The organism is Peribacillus frigoritolerans (assembly GCF_040250305.1).
GTDB lineage: Bacteria > Bacillota > Bacilli > Bacillales > DSM-1321 > Peribacillus.
The window spans coordinates 4,872,244-4,891,251 of sequence record NZ_CP158190.1 but is presented as its reverse complement, the minus strand read 5'-3'; the positions used below and the strand labels follow the sequence as shown (position 1 = coordinate 4,891,251).

Here is a 19,008-nt window from a genome sequence, read left to right as displayed (position 1 = left end):
GAGAAAGATGGGAAAAGCAACAGGATTTATGGATTATCCGCGAGAAAAACCAAAAGACCGGAATCCTCTCACTCGTTTAAACGACTGGAGAGAGTATACAGCTCCTTTCTCTGATGAAAAGTTAAGTACACAGGGAGCGCGGTGTATGGACTGCGCCACCCCTTTCTGTCATATGGGCATGGAATTGAACCGGGTCACAACGGGCTGTCCGATTCATAATCTGATTCCGGAGTGGAATGATTTGGTGTACCGCGGCAGATGGAAAGAAGCATTGGACCGTTTATCGAAAACGAATAATTTCCCTGAATTCACCGGGCGCGTCTGCCCGGCCCCTTGTGAAGGGTCTTGTACGGTAGCGATAAGCGACCCTGCCGTTACCATCAAGAACATTGAACGGACCATCATCGATAAAGGGTTTGAAAATGGCTGGATCACGCCTCGCATCCCTGAAAGCAGGACCGGCAAGAAAATTGCCATCATCGGTTCAGGCCCGGCAGGATTGGCGAGTGCCGACCAGTTGAATCAAGCAGGTCATTCGGTCACGGTTTATGAGCGTTCAGACCGTGCAGGCGGGCTGTTGACATACGGTATCCCTAACATGAAGCTTGAAAAAGATGTCGTTGCACGCCGAATCAAATTATTGACCCAGGAAGGCATCGACTTCATTACCAATACAGAAGTAGGCAAAGATATTTCAGCCGAAGAACTGCAAGATCAATATGATGCAGTCATCCTTTGCACAGGTGCCCAAAAGCAGCGTGACCTGAAAATTGAAGGCCGAGGGGCAACAGGCATTCACCTTGCAATGGATTACTTAACGACTTCGACAAAAAGCCTGTTGGACTCCAATTTTGAAGACGGCAAGTTTTTAGACACTAAGGGGAAGGACGTCATCGTAATCGGCGGCGGGGATACAGGAGCTGACTGTGTTGCAACTGCTCTTCGCCAGGAATGTAAGAGCGTCGTACAATTCGGGAAGCATCCAATCCTTCCGACGGCCCGTACATCTGATAATATGTGGCCAGCCTACCCGAATGTGTTTTCCCTCGATTATGCGTATGAAGAAGCGGAAGCGAAATTCGGTGCAGATCCGCGTCAATATTCAATCCAAACAAAGAAGATTGTAGCCGATGAAAATGGCAACGTTAAAGAACTGCACACAATCTCAATGGAAAAAATCAAAGGCGATGACGGAATGTACATTTTCAGGGAAGTTCCAGGAACTGAAAAAGTATGGCCTGCACAATTCGTTTTCATCGCAATCGGATTTGAAGGAACGGAAATGCCGCTATTAACTCAATTTGGCGTAGAAACAGTAAATCAAAAAATTGATGCCGTTTATGGCGATTACAGAACGAATGTCGAAGGAGTTTTCGCTGCCGGAGATGCAAGGAGAGGGCAAAGCCTCATCGTTTGGGCAATCAATGAAGGCCGTGAAGTGGCAAGAGAAGTGGACCGCTACTTGATGGGCGCATCGGTATTGCCATAATTTTTAAAAAAGAAGTGCCATAATGGTGCTTCTTTTTTTGTGGTGGTTGAAAATAGGGTACTCACAAGTAAATGCTCAAAATTCACGAGTAAAACGCTAAAACTCACGAGTAAATGGTCGAAATTCACGAGTAAAACGCCGAAACTCACGAGTAAAAGCTCCAAACTCACGAGTAAAAGCTCCAAACTCACGAGTAAAAGCTCCAAACTCACGAGTAAAAGCTCAAAGCTCACGAGTAAATGCCCGAGCTCACGAGTAAAAGCTCCAAACTCACGAGTAAAAGCTCCAAACTCACGAGTAAAAGCTCCAAACTCACGAGTAAAAGCTCCAAACTCACGAGTAAATGCCCGAGCTCACGAGTGAAACGCCCGAAACTCACGAGTAAATGCCCCGTACTCACGAGTAAAGCGCCGACATTCACGAGTAAATGGCTGAAACTCCCGAGTAAAGATACTGTGCTAAAGAAGAGGGACGTCAAGGGTTGATGGTATATAAATTAGGCGAGCAGTATATAAATACTGTTCGCCTAATTTACTATCAGTCAGCTTCTATAGTCAGCTTCTTGAAGAACACCAAGGGATGTGCGATTCAGTGCATGGACAGCTGCTATTATTTTTTCTGTCTCTACATCATCTCCTACGGCTTTATGCAATTTTTCTTTTAGCTGGGATTTTGTTAATGGATTTCCAGGACTTCCTTTAGGTGTATCGATTCGTTTCGAAAGTACATCCCCATTCGTTGTAGTCACGGTTACAATTGTAAACCGTCCCACTGGGAGTGCTGCTTTGGAAGGCTTGATTGTTGCATCCGTCTCTCTATTTACTTTTTGAAAGGATTCTCTCCATGAATGGGGAATAGGTTTCGATTCAAAAGAAGCAAAGGTTAGGGGTTTGCCTGTTAGCGCGAGCCATACAATATATTCAATCGAAAATCTTCCTTCTTCACCAGTCGATGGGTTATGGTGTATCAAAGCGGAATCACCATTTGGAGGAAAGCAAACACTCACCGATTCAATATCTTCTTCCGACAAATCGTACGTCTTATGTAAAAAGACAGCTGCATCTGCGCCATGTGCCCCAGCAGAACAAAAAGGGTACTGTTTAAACCATAATCCTGGTGTTACGATCCGCCATGTCTTTCCCCAATTTTCCGTCAAACCGGAAACTCCATTTTCTGCATATACCTTAAAGAATCCATTCCTATCATTCAAAAAGTCGGGGTTGCTATGTAATCCCATCCGAATCCAATCTGCGGAATCTACAGCGTTTTTAGCAGCAATCCCTACATGGAGCGGCTTTACCACAGTGCCAAATTGAAGTCGTAAACCCGCCGATTGGGTAGCGGCAAGACTCATGGTTTCAGCTATTAAGCGTGGTGAGTATTCCCGTAAATACGCAACCGCACCAGCTGCAGCTATTACGCCAAGTGTAGCTGTATTATGCCAACCTTTTGTATAATGATAGGGGTTCATAGCTTCCCCAAACCGAGCCATGATCTCCACACCGACCACATAGGCAGCTAAAAAGCGTTTTCCGGACATTTCAGGTTCTCCAACTGCTAACAAAGCAGACAAAATGACTGCGCTTGGATGACCTCGTACATCTGAATGTACATCATCATAATCTAGTAAATGAACTTGAAAGCCATTGAAGAGTGCTGCCTGGGATCTTGTTGCATGTATGTGACTTCCAATCAAATAACTCGTCCCATTTCCGCCTTCTTCCAAAATGATTTGCTTTAAAATCGTAATTTCCTTTTCGGATTTCGTTTGATAGGAAACAGCAAGATAATCAAGAAGTCCTTCGATTGCTGCCTGTAATACTACTTCATTTACCAACGGATTGGAATGATAAATCATTTCAGATAACCTTTCCGTGTTCATGCACTTCACTTCCTTTTTTGCCTGGCAGATACGTCCGTCTCATCTCCCATTTGCCGTAAAAAACGCTGAGTTCGCGGATTAAGAGAATGCTCAATTACTTGTTCTGGGGTTCCTTGTTCGATAATATGTCCGTCTGCCATGAATATGACATGGTCAGCAACTTCCTTCGCAAATTGCATTTCATGCGTCACGATCACCATTGTGGTATCCTCTCTCGCTAACTCCCGTATTACTTGTAAAACCTCATTAACCAATTCGGGATCTAGAGCGGAGGTAGGTTCATCAAATAAAATGGCATGTGGTTTTACAGCTAATGCTCTAGCGATGCTGACACGCTGCTGTTGTCCGCCGGATAAGGTAGCAGGGTATTGTTTGGCTTGTTTTTCCAAGCCAACCCGTTTCAATAAATCCACGCCGATTTGAATGGCTTCCTCTTTTTTCACCTTTTTGCTGACAAGCAGAGCTTCAATCACGTTTTTTAAGGCCGTTTTATTTTTAAAAAGGTTATAGTGTTGGAATACCATCGCTGTTTGCTGTCTTAATTGGTACGCGTCTTTCTCTTTATATTTTTGGGTATCCAATTTTACATCCTTGATTTCGATGGTGCCGCTGTTGGGCTTTTCCAACAGGTTAAGACAGCGTAATAACGTTGATTTTCCAGAACCTGAAGGGCCAATAATTGCGACAACTTCCCCGGTTCTTATATCCAAGTCAATATCGTTCAATACTTGTTTATCATCAAAATGTTTAGATAAGTTTCTTACTTTTATCATATGATCACCTTCTAAGTGGTTTGCTGAGCCAAATCTCCAGGTATTTTTGTATCCAAGAATAAAGAATAACCAATAGCCAGTAAATCAAGCCAACCACCAAATATGTCTCGAAAAAGCGCATGTTAGCGGATGCTATAATTTTTCCCTCTGCAAATAGTTCCGTAATTCCTAATGTAAAGGCAAGGGACGTTTCTTTAATCAAAGATATAAATGTATTCCCTGTTGCTGGCAATGCATTTAAAGCAGCCTGTGGTAATATGATTCGCGAGTAAATCTGCACTCTTTTCATGCCAGTTGCAAGGCCCGCTTCCATCTGCCCTTTGTCCACGGAATTCAATCCAGCTCGGAAAATTTCTGCTAAATAAGAGGATTCTTTCAAACTAAATCCAATGATCGCCGCCGTCATGGCTTCCATCGTTGACAACGACGGGAATAACTGTGGTAAACCGTAATAAATGATGAATAATTGTACCAATGTTGGCATTCCTCTGAATAAAGAGATATATAAGCCTGCCAATTGGGTGATTCCAAAAATATTGCTATTTCTTATTAAGGCTACTACAAGTCCGATTATAATGGCTAAAGCCATCGAAATGATGGCTAAAACCAGAGTGATTGGAATAAATTTTGCGATTTGCAGGGAAATTTCCAACATATATTGTAAATCAAAATTCATAATGCTTTAAAACCTCCGCTATGCTTATTCGCCGGAATTCGTGGTGATGTCTTCACCAAAATATTTATTGGACAGCTTCGTTAATGTACCATCTTCTTTAAGTTTTTTGATTTCTATCGTGAATTCATCATTTAATTTTTTGCCTTTATCTGTTTTGGTAAATGGATACCCTACATTTTCATAGGCCACTGGATCACCAACTAGTTTTAACGGAAGATCATTTTTCTTTATTTCTGCAACCAGGATTGGGCGGGAATTGATATATCCATCTACACGGTTGTTAATGGCATCTTGCATCGCGCCATCCCGGGTTTCATAGGTTCGTATTTTGATATCGCCATTTTTATCATATTTTTCTAGGTTTGTTACGTTATTAGACCCCAGCACACCGGAAACGGTTTTGCCTTTAAGATCAGCCAAACTTTTAATATCATCGTTTTTTGTGCTTGATACAATTTGTGCACCATAATAACTATATGGCTCTGTAAAATTAAATTGCTCTTGGCGTTCTGGTGTTATAGCAACGGCATTCGCAACGGTGTCCAATTTACCTGATCCCAATTGCCCCATTATCCCGCTGAAATCAGAAGTGACCCACTCTACCTTGTATCCTAAATTCTTGGCGATGAGTTCTGTAAGTTCTACGTCAAAACCTATTAATTTACCATCCTCTTGATAACCATTTGGATAGCTTTGGCCAGTGGACCCCACTTTAATTGTTTTTTGTTCGGAATCATTGGCAGCATTCTCTTGTTTTGAATTGCCACATGCTGCAAGTACTAATATGAAAAGTAAAGAGAGTCCAAGGGAAAGAATTTTTTTCATTGTTATTTTCCTCCTATTATTAAATGGCTTGATTATGTTTTTCAGTCCAAGCTTGATATTGTCCCGGGTGTAAGATTTTCCTTAAGTATATTGTGAGATGACCTTTGCCTAAATCTTTTTGCCCGATCTCTTCAAATCCACTTTTTTCGTACATTTCCTTCAGCCATGGATGATTATCCGCGGTTCCGAGCGTAACCGCGGGGGCTCTCAGTTGCTTCTTCAAAATTTCTTCTTCGAGCCATGACAGAACTTTTTTCCCTATGCCTTGACGCTTATATGCAGGGTTTGTAGCGAACCAGCCTATGTGTGGCAATACGAGCGGGCCAGGATTAGGGCCCCAAGGTAACCGAATCGAAACGGTCGAAATAAATGTCCCATTTTCCTCCAGAACATATACCTTATTTTCTGATATATGCTTAACCGCTTCCTCTCTCTTGGCCGTTGCCGCAGAAAAGTGAATATCCAACTCTCTTATACTCGCATAAGCATCCAATGTTAATTGGAGGAATTTATCCACATCTTCTACACGTACTTCACGAAATATTTGACTCATCTTGCACCTCCTATACTCTATCTAGTTAATGCCTCTTCGGTTGGGTGATTCTGTCTTTGAGAACTATCCGCCGGGTGTATGATGTTTAAAGCTTATGAATATTGGTTGACCGGTTTATCCAGGCCAAGATTCCCTCGTAATGTGTTACTTTCATATTTCGTACGGAAAATTCCTTTTGATTGCAGTTCAGGGACAACAAGTTCAACAAAATCCGTTAAAGAATCAGGCAAGAGGGCTGGCATAATATTAAAGCCGTCAGCTGCATTTCCATTAACCCAATCCTCAATCTTATCCGCAATCTGCGTTGGTGTTCCAATTGCAATATGATGTCCACGTGATCCAGCAACCCACTGATATGTCTGACGTAACGTCAAATTTTCATTGGTCGCCCGTTTAACGATCAAATCATATTTACTTTGGATGCTATCTACATTATCTGGTAACGAAATATCAGCAAACGGTGTATCCAAGGGGATATTCGAAAAATCCACATTTCCAAAATACCTTCCCATAACAGCCAATCCTATTTCGGGAATAATCAGCTCCTGCAATGCCTCGTACTTTTCTTGGGCTTCCTTCTCAGTCTGTCCCACAATCGGGAACAAACCTGGCATAATACTCAAGCTGCTTTTCTCCCGATTAAAAGCGGCCAAATGACCTTTTAACTCATGGTAAAATGCAACCGCGTCCTCCTTATTCTCCTGGGCGGTAAAGACAATCTCTGCATGCTTTGCTGCAAGCAATTGCCCATCGCCAGAAGAACCTGCTTGTACAATGACCGGATGCCCCTGAGGTGAGCGAGAAATATTTAATGGTCCTTTTACAGAGAAAAACTCACCTTGATGATTGATTTCATGAAACTTGCTTTCATCAATGAATTGGCCTGTTTCCTTATCGATAACCAACGTATCGTCTTCCCATGAGTCCCATAATTTCTTGGTAACTTCAACAAATTCAGTCGCCCTTTTATAACGGAGACCATGTTCTAAATGTTCAGATTTATTGAAGTTTACTGCAGTGGAGGCAAGGGACGTTGTAACTACGTTCCATCCAGCACGGCCGGAGGTAATATGGTCTAAAGAAGCAAATTTTCTAGCAACATTAAAGGGTTCTTCGTAGGTCGTGGAGGCCGTTGAAACCAAACCAATATTGGAAGTCGCCGAGGCTAGATAAGATAACAAGGTCAATGGCTCGAATCGAGTCAGAATATTAGGATGCGAGTCCTTTGCAACTGATAAACTATCTGCCAAGAATAATAAATCAAATAAACCTTTTTCGGCAGTCTGCGCCAACCCCTTAAAATAATCGATGTTCATATTTGCTTTCGGATTGGCGTTAGGATGTCTCCAAGAAGCAACGTGATGTCCTGTTCCCGCAAAAAATACCCCAAGTTTTACTGTTTTCTTTTTCATATGTCAAATGCTCCTTTGTGTCTTCACTTTTAAACGCAGGGGATGTATAATAGTATATCCTTACTGGTTTACTATGAATTAATGTTAAAATAAAACCCGCTTCCAGTTTAGAAGAGGGTTCCTTCCGACCAATGTGTATGTATCTCTTTACTTCTTTTCTACTATAGAAATTTAATCCTTTTTTGTATTGATACGTTACTATAATATAGTGAATTACTTCACATGGTAGCACCTTGTATAATAAATTGTCAATGCTGAATATTCGAAATAAACACTTTTCAGTAATTCATTGTTATGATGCTTGCGATGCGTCTAAAGCTAGAACTCATGCTTTACACGTTTATCAAATAGTTTATTTGATAGCTGTTTCATTTGATATTGCTTGGATAGCTTTCGTTCTTTAATATTCGGATTTTTAAGGAGATGGACAACCGGTGACTATAAGCAATGTAGAATTGGAAAATTATCTATTGGAATTCAGACGTGATCTTCATATGACACCTGAATTATCAAACAAAGAATTTGAAACGACTAAAAAAGTTAAAGAAGCGCTTCAATCTCAAAATATTAAGATACTTAATTTCCCATTAAAAACTGGTGTCGTAGCAGAGATAAAAGGCAGCAAGCCGGGACCTACGATAGCACTTCGCTCCGATATTGATGCTTTACCAATTTTGGAGCAATCTGAGGTGGACTTTCCTTCAAGGCACATCGGCGTGATGCATGCATGTGGTCATGATTTTCACACTTCCGTCATTTTGGGGACTGCTTTTTTATTAAAAAAAGAAGAAAGAGATCTGTCCGGAACTATTCGTTTGATATTTCAACCTGCGGAGGAAACGGGACATGGTGCAAGTGCTTTAATGGAAACAGGTGTGTTGGATGATGTTGATGTGATATTTGGTCTTCATAATGATCCGACATTGCAAGTTGGGGAGTTAGGGACAAAACATGGTGCACTGACAGCGGGAGTCGATCGCTTTGAAGTGCATGTTAAAGCAACTGGTTCTCATGCAGCCAAACCGGAAGAGGGTAATGATCCGATTATCATAACAGGACATATTATCTCAACTTTGCAAACCATCATCAGCCGAAATGTGGCGCCAAAAGAGTCCGCGGTTTTGAGCATCACCCAAATTCATAGTGGCTCAACGTGGAATGTTATCCCAGATAGTGCATATATGGAAGGAACCGTCCGCACCTTCAGTAAAACTCAACGAGAGTTCATTCAGAAACGTATGAAACAGGTCCTGCACGGTATAAGTGAAACATTCAATGCAAATGTTGAATTATCTTGGCATCCAGGCCCTCCATCAGTTGATAATACGCCTGAATGGGCGGATTTGGCACTTCAGGTTGGTGACACAGCAGGTTACACGACAAAAACTTTAGAAGCTAGCTCCATAGGGGAAGACTTCGCCTTTTACCAAGAAAAAATACCAGGTGCTTTCGTAATGATAGGTTCAGGCGGTCCGTATGACCTGCATCACCCTAAGTTTATAGTAGATGAAACGGCACTTTTTCCAGCGGCTTCTTATTTCCGCTTATTGGCTTTAGAAGCGTTAAAAAAAATCCCTAAATGAAATTTTAGAGGAGAAGGAGTGCCAATCAACAAAACTTATCCTTTGATTGAGTCGAATCGTGATTTAATAGAAGCTGCAGGTGCAAAAATTAGGGATCTTTATGAGGAAAATAGGCATCATGTTGGCGCTGCATTAAAAACGAATTCAGGAAAAATCGTAGCTGCCGTACATATTGAAGCATATATTGGCCGAGTTACCGTATGTGCAGAAGCCATTGCGATCGGGAAGGCGATATCGGACGGCGAAAAGGGATTCGATACAATCGTGGCGGTTAAGTATCCCTATTCCGATGATAAGTCAGAGCTTTAAAAGTGGTTAGCCTATGTGGAATGTGTCGGGAATTAATCTCGGATTATGCATAAGACTGCTTTGGCATATTGAATGTTAATGGGGAAACGGTCAAGGTGAAAATCGGTGAATTGCTCATGATGATCATTCAATAATGCAACGGAAAACAACACGCCTAGGGGAATTCCTAAGCGTGTAAGTGTATTATTTCAAACTAGTTGGCAAGTATTGTTCACAGATGATGATATCATCGTCTTTTAGAACATAAGGATGTGTTTCCAGCAATATGGTTTTCAGGTAGTCTGGCATCCTCTCACCTTTGTACGCACAAATTAATGGAAATGACAGCAGATTTACAGCTTCATCTACTGTTCTTTCAAATTCCTCTATGATGTGCAGCGGCTCTTCCAGGGTTGCCCATTCCACATGTGCCCATGATCGGAAAGAGATTTTATTTTCCACATAGGGCTGTACCATTTTATTAAAATATTCTTCGATTGCAGGAGGATGATAACTGCCGCTTGAGCAATAGAAATCGAAGTTGTTCACAAAGTGAAGGAGCTCCATTTGATCGTTCGTTAACCGAGTGCTTAGTTCTTTATGAATAATGGAGTAAATACGGTCATTTTCAACAAGAATGACATAATCTCCCGCTGCGATGCCATCTTGGATATAACCTAAAACTTGTTTAATGTAATTTTCCATTTCAGTATAGGAATATAGCACATGAACATTTTTTTGGTCTTCAAACAACTGATTCATTTTGCTTTTCAATATATCAATCCTTCTTTCATGTATCGCTTCAATTATACTTGAATTCTATAAGCAAGACAAAATGAGAATTTTTTAACAAGAACAAAAAGCAATCCTTCGCTTTTGAAGGATTGCTTTTCCGTATTATTTCAGCCGTTCAATCAGATCGGTCATTTTATCCAAAGTGGTTATGTTCTGGTTGCATTTCATACTGTCCAGACAAATATAATTCCCTTTTTTAATGAATGTCCCTTGGATGGTTCCTTTTGTTTCAGACATGAACATCCCTACTTCTTCAAAACGGCTGCATATGGCACAGATCCCTTTTTTGTTGGCAGGTTTAATGGTTCCATGTAATCCGGTGAGTTTATTATGATGGGGTGCAATGATGAATTTCTTTCCGGATCCCACATCATCCCATCCCAGGTATGAAATCTCTCTCAAATCGATGTTTTCCAACAAAGGGGTTTTTAATTTCTTTGCTTTAGGAAATAATTTTTTTATCGTTTTTTCGGCTACTTCTTTAAATGGAATCACAAATGGTTTTACCTGTAAGAGAAAGGCTTCGGCTTGTGCGGGATCCTTGATGGTATCTACTGGATCCAGCAGTTGTTTTTGCTCTTCGTTCAAGTCACTGAATAAGCTTAATACTCTTTCTTTGGCGACTGTTTTCAGGGTGTTGATCACATCCTTATCGTTGGCAGTCGCGTGTCCATTTATGAGAATCTGTGTTTGGGATTTTATGAAGTTATACTGCTCGCTCCTGATAAAAGGTTCCATTTTCTTCACTCCTGTTTCTGTTGCTCGATACTTTTCACAGTATACCGTTTCTCTTTACTTTACAGAAATCGGATCTGCTTTAAAAGGGAGAAAACGAGTAAGAAACATACTCGGCATACGAATAGCACTGATATCATTATCAGTGCTACCCATGCAATCCTATTTAGAATAAACGATTTTCTTGATGGTTTCCGCGGAGAGAAAATGTTCCTCGGCTAATTGATGGATGGTATGCCCGTGTTTGAATGCATATTTTATAGAGGCATTTCTGTCATCGATCAATTCCCTTGATCCCGATCGGGTTCCCCATTTGTGATGGGACGTTTCAGGTTTAGGGATATATATGGTTTCACCTTGCACATATTTTTGAATTTCAACGATCAGCTTTTCAGGTAAAACGGCCGTCGCTTTTACATATTTCATTTCTGCCAGCCCCTTATTCTTTATTAAGAATGAAATAAGGTGCAAAGCCGAATATTAGAAATGATAAGGCGGGCGATTAAATTTAGCTTAATTCAACCCCATGCAAAGTATCGCCTCCAATACTAGGCTTTGCATGAGACGCTGCAGAAGGTGGCATTAACATTCTTATTGCCATCTTTACACCTCCCCTTTGTGTTTCTGAAGAACACTTATTGTTCTTATTATAAAATATATAAGAGTGGTTGCCAAACTTTTTCCAATGTTAAAGCAGAATCGCCGGGCTGATTGTTTGATAATGTTCTGAGTCCATGAAATAATTTGAATGGAAACCAAACTAACCATTATGGGAGCTGACTTTATGAAAGTATTCGTAGTTGGGGCAAATGGGCAGATCGGTAAACATCTTGTGGATTTATTAAAAGATAGCCCGGAACATAGTGTACGGGCAATGGTTCGCAAAGAAGAACAAAGTAAGTCTTTAGAGAAAAATGGAATTGAATCTGCAGTCGTCAGTTTAACTGGATCTGTGGATGAGATTGCGAATGCGGCAAAAGGCTGTGATGCCATCGTATTCACAGCAGGATCAGGAGGGAGCACCGGTGCTGATCAAACGCTGTTGATTGATCTGGATGGTGCAGTTAAAACGATTGAAGCGGCAGAAAACTTGGGAATCGACCGATTCATCATGGTGAGTGCTTTTCAGGCCAATAATCGCGATAACTGGAATGAGGCCATCAAACCGTATTATGTGGCCAAGCACTATGCGGATAGGGCATTGTTACAAAGCGATTTAAATTATACGATCATTCGGCCTGGCGGTCTGGTGAATGAACCGGGAACGGGCAAAGTGACCGCCGCCGAGGAATTGGAAAGAGGTTCGATTACCCGTGAAGATGTGGCTCGAACGATTTTTGCTTCATTGAACGAAGAAAATACCTATAAGCGTTCATTTGATTTAATCTCTGGCGATACTGCAATCGCGGAAGCATTGAGGAAAATTTAACGAAAAACAAGGGGCAGAGCCACTCAAGTGGGCTCTGCTTATTTAATTCCTTCAATATGCTTGATGACCTTAGCTGGGTTTCCGCCGACAACAACGCCTTCAGGAACATCCTTTGTTACGACCGCTCCTGAGGCGACGACGGAATGACTCCCTATTGTAACTCCAGGATTGATGATGGCCCTTCCGCCAATCCATACATGATCCCCTATCGTAACCGGTTTTCCGTATTCCACTCCAGAACTGCGTTCAAAGGGATCCAGTGGATGTGTGGCGGTATAGATATGCACTCCGGGAGCCAACATGCAGTCCCTGCCAATTTTCACTTCACAAACATCCAAAATGACACAATCAAAATTAGCATAAAAGTTTTCCCCGACAGAAATGTTGTATCCATAGTCACAACGGAAAGTGGGTTCAATATATACATTTAGCCCAGTGGAACCTAAAAGCCGTTTCAGCAGTGCAGTCCGTTCATCTCCTTCGCTTTCCGTTGTCTGATTGTATAACCGGGTCAACTTTCTGGCATTTTCCCTATCTCTGATTAATTCCGGATCAGCGGCCATGTAAGGTTTCCCGCTTACCATTTTTTCTTTTTCAGTATTCATGTTTACTCCTCCTGTTTCTTTGTTTTTTGTATAGTTTAGATAGATATCTGAATATTAAAACATTTTTCCTGCAAAATAAATTGCAGTACTTTTTACTCAACTTTTCTGTTGAATCTAAATGCCTCTCTCGTTTTCTTAAAAAGAAGTAAGAAAAGAAAGATTTTTCCGAATAATGAATGAAATAGCTTTGACAAACGTTCCGCCGGATTTTATAGTTAGGAGAGTTATGGATGATTCATAGTTTCATGAAGGTCCATTTTAACAGATAAGTAGAATCGTTCGAAGTTCATGTCACTTTTTTTACCGGAAATTGATGGACAACTCTTTTCTTCGTTAAGATAATCACAAAACAATGGAGGGCTCTATATGTCACAAAAAGCACCGCTGTCTTTTGTCATTGTAACAGGATTAATGCTTTTTGCTTTATTTTTTGGTGCAGGAAACTTAATTTTCCCTGCGATGCTCGGTCAATCCGCCGGGACCAATTTATGGTCGGCCAGTTTAGGGTTCATCATTACTGGTGTTGGATTGCCATTCATTACAATATTGGCTTTTGGTTTTTCGGGGAAAAATGATGTCCAATCGCTTGCAAGCAGGGCTCACCCGTTATTCGGCATCATTTTCACAGTCGTTCTTTATTTATCTTTAGGACCGCTTTTCGCGCTTCCGAGAACGGGGAGTGTGTCCTACGAAATAGGGATTAAACCTTTCCTATCTAATGATGTCGGTTTTTTACCATTGCTGATCTTCACAATCATATACTTTGGAATTGCCTGTTTATTATCCATCAATCCATCAAAAATGCTCGATATCGTCGGAAAAATATTAACACCTTTATTATTGATCTTCATCGGGATTCTCATTGTGGTCGCCATCATTAACCCAATGGGTGAAATCCAGTCACCAACGGCAGATTATTCAGATAATTCTTTCTTCAAGGGATTTCAAGAAGGATATTTGACTATGGATACGCTGGCCGGATTTGCATTTGGGATCATCGTCATCAACGCGATCAAAGATAGAGGGATAACATCAAGAAAAGAAGTGTTAGGCTTCTGTATGAAAGCCGGCTTAATAGCTGCCACCTTGTTGGTGATCGTTTATGCGTCTATAACTTATGTCGGGGCAACAAGTGTGGAAAAACTCGGTCAACTGGGTAATGGCGGAGACGTTTTGGCCCAAGCCTCGAATCATTTTTTTGGACCGGCTGGTGCCGTGTTGTTAGGGTTGATTGTGATCGCTGCTTGCCTGACGACAAGCATCGGTTTGATAACGGCTTGTGCTACGTATTTCAATAAAATACTGCCTGCCGTATCGTATAAATCATATGTCGTCATCTTCTCCGTTTTCAGTGCGGCTGTTGCCAATGTAGGTTTGACCAAGCTGATTTCCATTACAGTGCCTGTGTTAACGGCGCTTTATCCCGTGGCGATCGTTTTGATTGTTCTTACGTTCTTCCATTCCTTATTCAAAGGGAAATCGGAGGTATATTTAGGAAGCTTATTATTAACGGCCATCATCAGCATAATGGATGGAATAGTGGCATCAGGGATTAAACTGGATGCCGTTTCTGACCTTTTCACTCAATACCTTCCACTATATAGTGTAGGGATAGGGTGGGTGATTCCCGCCATCATTGGCGGTGTATTGGGCTATATGGTATACCTATTGAAAGGTGACCCTAAGGAAGCCTATTAAGGGGTATCATTCTCTAACATCGAATCTTGAAAGGAGCTGTCTTGATGACAGCTCCTTTTCTTAGTGTTTGTTTTTAATGGGAAAGAGCCTTAAAATGTTCAGAAAGGGGTGTAGGAACATAATGATCAATCGATTACCAAAAGAAATAGCGAATATTTTACAAACAAGCAAAAAGAATCCTGCTCAATTTGAGGAATTGATCAGGAGCGGCGGATATCTGCCTCCCGAGATGGAGTTGATGGTGGATGCCATCACGGCCTTGAGTATGGGGAAGAATATCCTTTTGAAGGGTCCGACAGGGGCTGGAAAGACAAAGTTTGCCGAGACTTTATCGAACTTATTCAATCAGCCGATGTTCAGCGTCAACTGCTCAGTCGACTTGGATGCCGAAAGCTTATTGGGCTTCAAGACGCTGGCTTACAAAGAGGAAAAACAAGTGATAGAATTCGTACCTGGACCAGTGACCAATTCGATGAATCACGGTCACTTCCTATATATAGATGAAATCAACATGGCAAAACCGGAAACTCTGCCGCTTATCAATGGTGTGCTTGATTACAGAAGGACGATAACGAATCCCTTCACGAATGAAGTCATAACGGCAAAAGAAGGCTTTAATGTGATTGCTGCAATCAACGAAGGGTATGTCGGGACAGTGCCGCTGAACGAAGCGCTAAAAAATAGGTTTGTCGTCATTGAAGTTCCTTATATTGAAGGAGAGCAGTTAAAGCAATTGATAGAAACCAATACAAAGTTGAAGGACCCAAGAAGTATTGATTTGTTCGTTAAACTGTCGAGTGATTTGATAAATGCCGTGAATCAAGGGAAGGTGGCTGAAGATGCGGCGTCAATTAGGGCTTTGCTTGATGCTTGCGATCTAAGTGTGTTGATCCCGCCGAAACGGGCGATTCTTCGTTCCATTGTGGATAAGTTGGACGAGGAACGGGAGCGTGAGTTCGTGAAGAACTTGGCTGACACATTATTCTAACTAGGAGAATGCCTCATGAAGTATATCAGGTTCAATGATTCAATAATAGATACGGCACTTTTTTTACAGCTTCAGGATCTTTCGACTGTTTTATCCGGCATTCCTGAGCTGGAATTCGAATACAATTATGGATCCTTCATTGATCTGATCGAGAATAAGGTCACTGCCAGCCATTTTTGGGAAAATGGCAATAAGGAAGTGAAGGAAGCGGGGCTGAAAACGGACGTGCTTCTTCGAACGATAGGCACGCTGCATCATACCACAATCCAGAGCATGAAGGAGTACCAGGACAGCATCGGGGAAAGTTCACTTCCGAAGTTTGCAGCCCAATTATTCGCTTTGCTGGAAGATTTGCGATTGGAAGAATTGGTGAAGAAAGAAAGACCAGGCACGAAAAAATGGTTTTCGGTAAGGGGGGCTTACCTTAAACAATATTTCGAAAGCCAATTGGCGACGAATGTCACAAGAAGTTTTGCACTGGATGAATTATACTGCCTCATATATTTACTGCTTCAATCTGACAGGCCGGATCCGATTTTTCCAAGAGCCAATGTAAGGCAGCTTGAAGAACTGGAGAAACTCAAACCGTTCATCCATTCCGTCTTTGAAGCCACTAAAACCAGTGATATCACGAGGATTTGCGAGCAAATCGTTTTCCGTGTCAACGATGGATACGAGGATACGATGAATGAGTATTTCATCTTCCCCATTGCAAAGGTGGAAAAGTATAAGGCAAATACCTTATTTGATGAACTGACTAGAAATGATGAACTGTTGAACGATGATACAGAAGAGGCAGACGAAGAAAAAAGTGAGTTCATTGATGAGAAATTCTCGACTTGGCACCGGGAGAATAAGAACGGCGAGAGCAATTCGACATTTCTTCAATTTGAATTGGAGCAGGGAACGAAAACAAGTCTGATGGGCGGCGGTGCCCGGGAAGCGGAAGATGCCGACCAAGCACTGGCTTCGATCCAGGGTTCATCAGGGGAAAGTCAACAAAAGGAATACAATCAGCAGGAAACGCTGGAGAAGAAACAAACCAATATGGGCAAAAGTGGTGAACATCCATTTGGTGAAGAAAATAAAGACGTCGTTCAGGTAATCAAGGAAGCAAAAATTCCAACAATAACGGAAGAGAGACGCTACCGTGAGTTTGTTGCGGATATCGAACCGTTTAAGAGAAAACTCTCCAGTACAATTGAAAAAACACTGGAAAATAAAAAGAACGCACCAAGAAAAGATTTGGTTTTTGGCCGTTTATCTAAAAAATTACTGCCGCTTGTATTTGAAGAGAATCCTCGGGTTTTTTATAAAAAGAACCAGGATTCAAATGAAATGGATGCCGTATTCACATTGCTTATCGATTGCTCGGCTTCCATGCATAACAAGATGGATGAAACGAAACGAGGAGTGGTCCTGTTTCATGAAGTACTGAAGAAATTAAAGATCCCCCACTCGATCGTGGGATTTTGGGAAGATGCAAATGAAGTGAGAGAAGGATATCAGCCAAACTACTTCCATGTGATCCAATCCCATTCCGATTCTCTTTATCTAAACTCAGGAGCTAAAATCATGCAGCTTGAACCTGAGGAAGACAACCGGGACGGATACAGTATCAGGGTTGCCGCAATGGAATTGGAAAAAAGACGCGAAAAAAACCGTTTCTTGCTCGTATTTTCCGATGGTGAGCCGGCAGCTGCCGATTATGATCAAAATGGCATTGTCGATACACATCTTGCTGTTTCGGAAGCCAGGAAAAAAGGCATAGAAGTCATCGGCCTGTTTTTAGCCGATGGAGGCATCGATGAAAGTGAAGAAATGACGATGAAAAACATCTATGGAAAAGAACGCCTAATGATTCCAAGCGTAGCTGAATTGCCAGAGCAATTTACACCGTTGTTAAAAAAGCTGCTGCTGAAGACCATTTGAGAAATCAAGTTTCCCTCGAAAAGCAAGATTAGAACGGAAAAAGGTATCCTGATTAGAATAAAGAATAAAACACAGTAAGATTCAATGAGATCTTACTGTGTTTTTTGTTTTAATGCCAGTTATTTGCATTAAGTGAATATATTGGTGGAGACATGAAAAACAACGAATGCGATTTCTTTTGGCGTATTAGGGTAAACCATAAATGAGGAAGTGATCGTTTTGATGAATTTACTTTTTATGTTGCTTTATCTTATAATCATTATTCTTGTTATTGAAATATCGGTCACCTTGATGAAATTGACTGGATTAAAAAGTACAGTGGCAAGATTTCAGGTTATCTCCATGCTGACGGGTACTGGTTTTACAACTGACGAGTCAAAATCGATTATTGATCATCCCGTTCGAAGGAAAATAAGCATGTTCTTGATTTTATTTGGTGCTTTCTCACTTGCTGTCATCATTTCATCGATTAGTACATTGCTTACAGATGATCTCCGCTTGATGGAGTTAAGCATCATTATAGGGATACTGGTGGTCCTGGTGGTTTTAGTGAAAGCTCCATTCCTGAATAATAGATTATCGAATAAGATGAAAAGTGAAATGTACAATCATTATGAATTATGGGAACACCCGATAGAGGAGGTCCTATTTTTAGAAGAGGAAGACGTCGTCATGGAGATCGATATTTATGAGGATTCCGAATTCATCGATGTCAAAGCATTTGATGTCATTTCAGATGGAGCCGACATCAATATTTTATTTATTGAAAGCGGAGAAGTGAAGATCAGGAAAGAGTTATATGAGTATAAAATTAAATTAGGGGATAACCTCTTTTTATATGGAAATAAAAAAGAGATAGAAGAAACATTTTCTAAAGAAATCGAAGAGATGAAGAAGAAAAAAAGTGCATCGGAGTAAAGGGATCCCAGCCTGAAATTTAAGGCTGGGATATTTTAAAGAAGGGCTTCATTAATGTTTTTTATTCGGTAATTTCTGAGCGGGATTCCCATTGCCTTGACGGCGCATATTGCCTTCTTCCTTTTTTTGCTGCTCTTGAATGCTTTCAACAAACTCCTTTGAACTTTTCATGGAATGTACCTCCTCCGTTATTTTCTTTTTTACTATAACCAGAAGAGGTGGAATTCATGAGTATGCAAAAAGTAACGGTGGTCATATATGGACTTAAAGTGGTAACTTTGCTCTACAAGTGAGTTGATAAGAATGTGGATCAATCGTTTTAAATATCGTTATCTATGTTAGAATACATTACATTAGAATATTTTGAATATTGACAAAAATAGGGTCGGTATCTATAATAATCAATAATAATATCCATGAATAAACG

The 19,008-nt window shown here is 41.1% G+C and carries 19 protein-coding genes and 1 pseudogene; 9 read left to right on the top strand and 11 right to left on the bottom strand.

Features of this window, described 5'->3' with window-relative positions; all coding sequences use genetic code 11:
- Positions 1 to 7: 7 nt before the first annotated feature.
- A complete protein-coding gene (gltD, locus tag ABOA58_RS24145) occupies positions 8 to 1,489 on the top strand; it encodes a glutamate synthase small subunit (protein ID WP_350300339.1) in 1,482 nt (493 codons plus the stop codon).
- A 239-nt stretch (positions 1,490 to 1,728) separates the two neighbouring features.
- Positions 1,729 to 1,974: a hypothetical protein gene (locus ABOA58_RS24140; protein ID WP_350300338.1), complete on the top strand. Its 246-nt coding sequence runs from the start codon at positions 1,729 to 1,731 to the stop codon at positions 1,972 to 1,974.
- Positions 1,975 to 2,030: 56 nt separating this feature from the next.
- On the opposite strand, the gene ABOA58_RS24135 is transcribed toward ABOA58_RS24140, so the two are convergent.
- From ABOA58_RS24135 to ABOA58_RS24110, 6 genes are all read right to left on the bottom strand, one after another.
- Entirely contained in the window at positions 2,031 to 3,371 is a 1,341-nt protein-coding gene (locus ABOA58_RS24135; RefSeq protein ID WP_350300337.1) for an MmgE/PrpD family protein, read from the bottom strand.
- Between the two features lie 5 nt (positions 3,372 to 3,376).
- Positions 3,377 to 4,144 carry an amino acid ABC transporter ATP-binding protein gene (locus ABOA58_RS24130; protein ID WP_350300336.1) on the bottom strand — a complete coding sequence of 256 codons (768 nt, stop codon included), beginning with the start codon at positions 4,142 to 4,144 and terminating at the stop codon, positions 3,377 to 3,379.
- Between the two features lie 4 nt (positions 4,145 to 4,148).
- Positions 4,149 to 4,820: an amino acid ABC transporter permease gene (locus tag ABOA58_RS24125; RefSeq protein WP_057279163.1), complete on the bottom strand. Its 672-nt coding sequence runs from the start codon at positions 4,818 to 4,820 to the stop codon at positions 4,149 to 4,151.
- Positions 4,821 to 4,844: 24 nt separating this feature from the next.
- A complete protein-coding gene (locus tag ABOA58_RS24120; RefSeq protein ID WP_350300335.1) occupies positions 4,845 to 5,645 on the bottom strand; it encodes an amino acid ABC transporter substrate-binding protein in 801 nt (266 codons plus the stop codon).
- A gap of 19 nt (positions 5,646 to 5,664) precedes the next feature.
- The gene (locus ABOA58_RS24115) at positions 5,665 to 6,198 is read right to left on the bottom strand and encodes a GNAT family N-acetyltransferase (RefSeq protein WP_350300334.1); all 534 of its coding nucleotides are present in this window, start codon (positions 6,196 to 6,198) and stop codon (positions 5,665 to 5,667) included.
- A 92-nt stretch (positions 6,199 to 6,290) separates the two neighbouring features.
- Positions 6,291 to 7,610 carry an LLM class flavin-dependent oxidoreductase gene (locus ABOA58_RS24110; RefSeq protein ID WP_350300333.1) on the bottom strand — a complete coding sequence of 440 codons (1,320 nt, stop codon included), beginning with the start codon at positions 7,608 to 7,610 and terminating at the stop codon, positions 6,291 to 6,293.
- Between the two features lie 434 nt (positions 7,611 to 8,044).
- Between ABOA58_RS24110 and ABOA58_RS24105 the strand changes: the two genes are divergently transcribed.
- Together ABOA58_RS24105 and ABOA58_RS24100 are read left to right on the top strand one after the other, a co-directional pair.
- Positions 8,045 to 9,193 carry an amidohydrolase gene (locus tag ABOA58_RS24105; RefSeq protein WP_350300332.1) on the top strand — a complete coding sequence of 383 codons (1,149 nt, stop codon included), beginning with the start codon at positions 8,045 to 8,047 and terminating at the stop codon, positions 9,191 to 9,193.
- A gap of 24 nt (positions 9,194 to 9,217) precedes the next feature.
- A pseudogene (locus ABOA58_RS24100) lies at positions 9,218 to 9,636 on the top strand (cytidine deaminase).
- 49 nt (positions 9,637 to 9,685) lie between these two features.
- Here the strand turns inward: ABOA58_RS24100 and ABOA58_RS24095 are convergent.
- From ABOA58_RS24095 to ABOA58_RS24085, 3 genes are all read right to left on the bottom strand, one after another.
- Positions 9,686 to 10,255: an MEDS domain-containing protein gene (locus tag ABOA58_RS24095; protein ID WP_350300331.1), complete on the bottom strand. Its 570-nt coding sequence runs from the start codon at positions 10,253 to 10,255 to the stop codon at positions 9,686 to 9,688.
- A gap of 123 nt (positions 10,256 to 10,378) precedes the next feature.
- A complete protein-coding gene (locus tag ABOA58_RS24090) occupies positions 10,379 to 11,014 on the bottom strand; it encodes a FusB/FusC family EF-G-binding protein (RefSeq protein WP_350300330.1) in 636 nt (211 codons plus the stop codon).
- 159 nt (positions 11,015 to 11,173) lie between these two features.
- Positions 11,174 to 11,437 carry a CD3324 family protein gene (locus ABOA58_RS24085; RefSeq protein ID WP_350300329.1) on the bottom strand — a complete coding sequence of 88 codons (264 nt, stop codon included), beginning with the start codon at positions 11,435 to 11,437 and terminating at the stop codon, positions 11,174 to 11,176.
- 358 nt (positions 11,438 to 11,795) lie between these two features.
- Here ABOA58_RS24085 and ABOA58_RS24080 point away from each other — a divergent pair, with 358 nt between their 5' ends.
- Complete coding sequence (locus ABOA58_RS24080; protein ID WP_350300328.1) at positions 11,796 to 12,440, top strand: SDR family oxidoreductase; 645 nt, start codon at positions 11,796 to 11,798, stop codon at positions 12,438 to 12,440.
- A gap of 38 nt (positions 12,441 to 12,478) precedes the next feature.
- On the opposite strand, the gene ABOA58_RS24075 is transcribed toward ABOA58_RS24080, so the two are convergent.
- A complete protein-coding gene (locus ABOA58_RS24075) occupies positions 12,479 to 13,045 on the bottom strand; it encodes a sugar O-acetyltransferase (RefSeq protein WP_350300327.1) in 567 nt (188 codons plus the stop codon).
- A 366-nt stretch (positions 13,046 to 13,411) separates the two neighbouring features.
- Between ABOA58_RS24075 and brnQ the strand changes: the two genes are divergently transcribed.
- The 4 genes from brnQ (at position 13,412) to ABOA58_RS24055 (ending at position 18,581) form a co-directional block, all read left to right on the top strand.
- On the top strand, positions 13,412 to 14,743 hold the full coding sequence (brnQ, locus tag ABOA58_RS24070; RefSeq protein ID WP_350300326.1) for a branched-chain amino acid transport system II carrier protein: 1,332 nt from the start codon (positions 13,412 to 13,414) through the stop codon (positions 14,741 to 14,743).
- 121 nt (positions 14,744 to 14,864) lie between these two features.
- Complete coding sequence (locus ABOA58_RS24065) at positions 14,865 to 15,731, top strand: ATP-binding protein (protein WP_350300325.1); 867 nt, start codon at positions 14,865 to 14,867, stop codon at positions 15,729 to 15,731.
- A gap of 15 nt (positions 15,732 to 15,746) precedes the next feature.
- The gene (locus tag ABOA58_RS24060) at positions 15,747 to 17,663 is read left to right on the top strand and encodes a vWA domain-containing protein (protein WP_350300324.1); all 1,917 of its coding nucleotides are present in this window, start codon (positions 15,747 to 15,749) and stop codon (positions 17,661 to 17,663) included.
- A 222-nt stretch (positions 17,664 to 17,885) separates the two neighbouring features.
- Complete coding sequence (locus tag ABOA58_RS24055; protein ID WP_350302962.1) at positions 17,886 to 18,581, top strand: hypothetical protein; 696 nt, start codon at positions 17,886 to 17,888, stop codon at positions 18,579 to 18,581.
- A gap of 51 nt (positions 18,582 to 18,632) precedes the next feature.
- Here the strand turns inward: ABOA58_RS24055 and ABOA58_RS24050 are convergent, their stop codons facing one another.
- Positions 18,633 to 18,752 (bottom strand): DUF4023 family protein, encoded by a 120-nt coding sequence (locus tag ABOA58_RS24050; RefSeq protein ID WP_048686276.1) that lies wholly within the window; start codon positions 18,750 to 18,752, stop codon positions 18,633 to 18,635.
- Positions 18,753 to 19,008: the final 256 nt, after the last annotated feature.

What these genes read in the sequence shown, in the direction of transcription:
- ABOA58_RS24120 (WP_350300335.1), bottom strand. Translation starts at nt 5,645, where the DNA reads ATGAAAAAAATTCTTTCCCTTGGACTCTCTTTACTTTTCATATTAGTA.
- ABOA58_RS24135 (WP_350300337.1), bottom strand. Translation starts at nt 3,371, where the DNA reads ATGAACACGGAAAGGTTATCTGAAATGATTTATCATTCCAATCCGTTG.
- ABOA58_RS24050 (WP_048686276.1), bottom strand. Translation starts at nt 18,752, where the DNA reads ATGAAAAGTTCAAAGGAGTTTGTTGAAAGCATTCAAGAGCAGCAAAAA.
- ABOA58_RS24060 (WP_350300324.1), top strand. Translation starts at nt 15,747, where the DNA reads ATGAAGTATATCAGGTTCAATGATTCAATAATAGATACGGCACTTTTT.
- ABOA58_RS24090 (WP_350300330.1), bottom strand. Translation starts at nt 11,014, where the DNA reads ATGGAACCTTTTATCAGGAGCGAGCAGTATAACTTCATAAAATCCCAA.
- ABOA58_RS24115 (WP_350300334.1), bottom strand. Translation starts at nt 6,198, where the DNA reads ATGAGTCAAATATTTCGTGAAGTACGTGTAGAAGATGTGGATAAATTC.
- ABOA58_RS24075 (WP_350300327.1), bottom strand. Translation starts at nt 13,045, where the DNA reads ATGAATACTGAAAAAGAAAAAATGGTAAGCGGGAAACCTTACATGGCC.
- ABOA58_RS24140 (WP_350300338.1), top strand. Translation starts at nt 1,729, where the DNA reads ATGCCCGAGCTCACGAGTAAAAGCTCCAAACTCACGAGTAAAAGCTCC.
- ABOA58_RS24125 (WP_057279163.1), bottom strand. Translation starts at nt 4,820, where the DNA reads ATGAATTTTGATTTACAATATATGTTGGAAATTTCCCTGCAAATCGCA.
- ABOA58_RS24065 (WP_350300325.1), top strand. Translation starts at nt 14,865, where the DNA reads ATGATCAATCGATTACCAAAAGAAATAGCGAATATTTTACAAACAAGC.
- ABOA58_RS24055 (WP_350302962.1), top strand. Translation starts at nt 17,886, where the DNA reads ATGAATTTACTTTTTATGTTGCTTTATCTTATAATCATTATTCTTGTT.
- ABOA58_RS24085 (WP_350300329.1), bottom strand. Translation starts at nt 11,437, where the DNA reads ATGAAATATGTAAAAGCGACGGCCGTTTTACCTGAAAAGCTGATCGTT.
- ABOA58_RS24110 (WP_350300333.1), bottom strand. Translation starts at nt 7,610, where the DNA reads ATGAAAAAGAAAACAGTAAAACTTGGGGTATTTTTTGCGGGAACAGGA.
- ABOA58_RS24080 (WP_350300328.1), top strand. Translation starts at nt 11,796, where the DNA reads ATGAAAGTATTCGTAGTTGGGGCAAATGGGCAGATCGGTAAACATCTT.
- ABOA58_RS24130 (WP_350300336.1), bottom strand. Translation starts at nt 4,144, where the DNA reads ATGATAAAAGTAAGAAACTTATCTAAACATTTTGATGATAAACAAGTA.
- gltD (WP_350300339.1), top strand. Translation starts at nt 8, where the DNA reads ATGGGAAAAGCAACAGGATTTATGGATTATCCGCGAGAAAAACCAAAA.
- brnQ (WP_350300326.1), top strand. Translation starts at nt 13,412, where the DNA reads ATGTCACAAAAAGCACCGCTGTCTTTTGTCATTGTAACAGGATTAATG.